The 3,315-nt window shown below is 43.1% G+C and carries 1 protein-coding gene; it reads left to right on the forward strand.

Translation table 11 applies throughout. The annotated features are described in order from the left end of the window. Window positions 1–725: 725 nt before the first annotated feature. Entirely contained in the window at window positions 726–2,894 is a 2,169-nt protein-coding gene (gene ppk1 / locus IM485_RS22490) for a polyphosphate kinase 1 (protein ID WP_287745670.1), read from the forward strand. Window positions 2,895–3,315: the final 421 nt, after the last annotated feature.

Consider the following 3,315-nt stretch of genomic DNA (forward strand, 5'->3'; position numbering starts at 1 on the left):
CCGACATAAAGACGGTTGTTGGTGCTGGTGATCCACTGGCAGAACTGCTCCCACAGGGAAGCGCTCTCGCGCTGTTGTAGAGTGGTGGTCATTGGTTTATGATTCCTATTAAGTTATCGAGGTACGATTTATTGATGATGTATCTATCTTAAAGAGTTTGTATCGGTTTGTAAAGGGGTTTGAAACTATTGTTACTTATGCTATTGATAAGTTGAGGTTATATATCTCGGTTTTGGGCTTGACTCGACCGACTGAACTGCAACAATCATGCGTTAGATTTATTAGGTTTTCCTTGATTTGTAACCAATAACGGGGCGGTGGAAATTCCCTGAATCCCTTCTAAAGCACAGGTTATAGCCTTTTGTCAACGGGTAAGTCTAGATATTTAACAAATCTATAGCGTTTCTGATTCAGAAGAGGTACATTTCCGATTCTGAACAGCTTAATCAGCAAAGATTTAAGTGTGCCGCACAGATGCGAGAACCGCTATAATTTCACTTAAAGATTAATTTAACCTTGATCTGTTGGGACTGATTTCTTAACCTTTTAATAAATTGATTTTTCCTCCAGTCAGGCTAAAATCAGTAGGATTAGCATCCAAAATAATCGGGGTAACTTGGCTTAATCTGGGGCAGTGTAGCCTAAAAAAACGCCAAAAATAGTCAAATTTAGGCTGAAGTGGCTTCTTACTAACTGTTTAATCTATTATTTAGGTATTAGACTCTATGGCTAAAGCTTCTACCGTAACTTCTGAAATCGATCTTAAAGATTCGCAATATTACTTTAACCGAGAATTAAGCTGGTTAGAATTTAATCGTCGCGTGCTTTATGAGGCACTTGATCCTCGGACTCCCCTACTAGAAAGATTAAAATTTACCGCCATTTTTTGTGCCAATCTCGACGAGTTTTTTATGGTACGGGTGGCAGTGCTTAAACAACAGGTAGAGGCAAATGTAGCCGTTTTAAGTGCCGATGGACGGACTGCATCGGAACAGCTAACCGAGATCAGTAAACGTCTGCGTCCCCTTGTACAACAGCAGGATCGTCTTTTTGAACACACCCTAAAAAACCTCTTAGTGGAACAGGGAATTCATCTGATTAACTATGTAGATTTACATCAAGAACAGCGCAATTATCTCCATGATTACTTTGAACAAAATATTTTCCCCGTTTTAACTCCTCTAGCGGTGGATCCTAGTCATCCTTTTCCCTATATTTCTAATCTTAGTCTCAATTTAGCCGTAGTCGTTCGCGATCCCGACACCGATAAAGAACTATTTGCCAGGGTGAAAGTGCCGCAGGTTTTCCCCCGTTTTCTGGCATTATCCAAAGAATTACGCCACCAAGACGGAAAAGCTTCGATTTGGACGGGAGTGCCTCTGGAACAGGTGGTAATGCACAATTTAGAGGCACTTTTCCCCGGCATGATCATTCAAGAATGTTATCCTTTTCGGGTGACGCGCAACGCCGATATCTCCGTCGAAGAAGATGAGGCCGATGATTTATTATTAGCGATCGAGGAAGAAGTACGCAAGCGCCGCATCGGTAAATCGGCAGTACGTCTGGAAATCCACAGTTCTACTCCTAGCAATATTAAAGACCGGATCATGCGCGATCTGGGACTTGAGGAGATCGATGTTTACGATGTGGATGGACTGCTAGGACACAAAGATTTATTTTATTTTCTGTCCTTACCCTGTCCCGAACTGAAAGATCCGCCGTGGAATCCTGTCACCCCACCGGTTTTACAGAGATTGCGAGAAATAGTTGACGGTAACGAAGACGGCATTTTAGAACAGGATGGCGAAGATATTTTTACTTTAATTCGCAATAACGATATTCTCGTTCATCACCCTTACCATTCCTTTAGTGCCTCGGTACAACAGTTTATCGCCCAGGCGGCCTATGATGCCCATGTTTTAGCGATTAAAATGACTTTGTATCGTACTTCCGGAGATTCCCCGATTGTCAATTCCCTGATTGCAGCGGCGGAAAATGGGAAACAGGTAGCGGCGTTAGTGGAACTAAAAGCACGCTTTGATGAGGAAAATAACATTAGTTGGGCGAAAAAGCTCGAACAAGCCGGAGTTCACGTTGTTTATGGCTTAGTTGGTCTAAAAACCCACACGAAAGTGGTTCTCGTGGTCAGAAAAGAAGGGGATAAAATCCGTCGTTATTTCCATATTGGCACGGGCAATTATAACCCAAAAACGGCTAAATTATACACTGATTTGGGTTTACTTAGCTGTCGCGAGGATTTGGGGGCAGATATCACCGATTTATTTAACTTTCTGACTGGATACTCCCGTCAGCAATCCTACCGCAAACTTTTAATTGCTCCGGTGAGTTTGCGAAAACGGATGTTAGCAATGATCGATCGCGAGGCCAAAAACTGTAAAAATGGCGGTACGGGGCGCATTGTCGCAAAAATGAACTCTATTGTCGATAAACCGATTATAGAAGCCTTATACGCCGCTTCTCGTGCCGGTGTGCAGATTGACTTAATTATTCGCGGCATCTGTTGTTTACGGCCCGGATTGCCAGAAATAAGCGAAAATATCCGAGTAATTAGCATTATCGGCCGCTTTTTGGAACATTCCCGCATTTTTTACTTTTACAATGGTGGTCAGGAGGAGGTTTATATTGGTAGCGCCGATTGGATGACGCGGAACCTGACTCGTCGCGTGGAAGCAGTGACACCCATCGATGAACCAGCGATCGCCAAGGAACTAGAAGAAATTCTCGGCATCATGTTGTCAGATAACCGACAAGCATGGGAATTACAATCCGATGGCAGTTATATTCAGCGTCGTGCTGACAATGAGGGACAGGAAAGCAGTACCCATGTAATTTTAATGGACAAAGCCCTTAAATCTGCGGGTATTAGTCCATAGGATCAGTTATCAGTTATTAGTTAAGTAGGTAGGCGTTAAAAGTTGTCAGATGCCCCCCTTATTAAGGGGGGATTAAGGGGGGATCCCCCCGCCTATCGGCACCCCCCTTATCAAGGGGGGCAGGGGGGATCGAACCTAAAATCCATTTTTAATTTAATTATAACCAGCTACTTATCAGTTATCGGTTATCAACATTTTTCGCGGGTTAGACACAATGGCTGAAAATCTAGAGTTTTCGTTGAGGTGCGTCGATGCCTTGTCCAGCAAGGCTTTGAGCCTCATGACCGAGGTGACTATTGACAATTATTATTAATAATGTCTATGCTTTTCAATATCCCACGAAAAATCGTTGTACAATCCTTGTACAGCCTAGCTTTGCAAAGCTAGTCTTGCTTCCAATTCGTGAAGCGTATGAATGGAA

Source organism: Microcystis sp. M169S2 (genome assembly GCF_020245865.1).
Taxonomy (GTDB): domain Bacteria; phylum Cyanobacteriota; class Cyanobacteriia; order Cyanobacteriales; family Microcystaceae; genus Microcystis; species Microcystis ichthyoblabe_A.

Coding starts and splice junctions, on each gene's coding strand:
- ppk1 (WP_287745670.1), top strand. CDS start 726: ATGGCTAAAGCTTCTACCGTAACTTCTGAAATCGATCTTAAAGATTCG.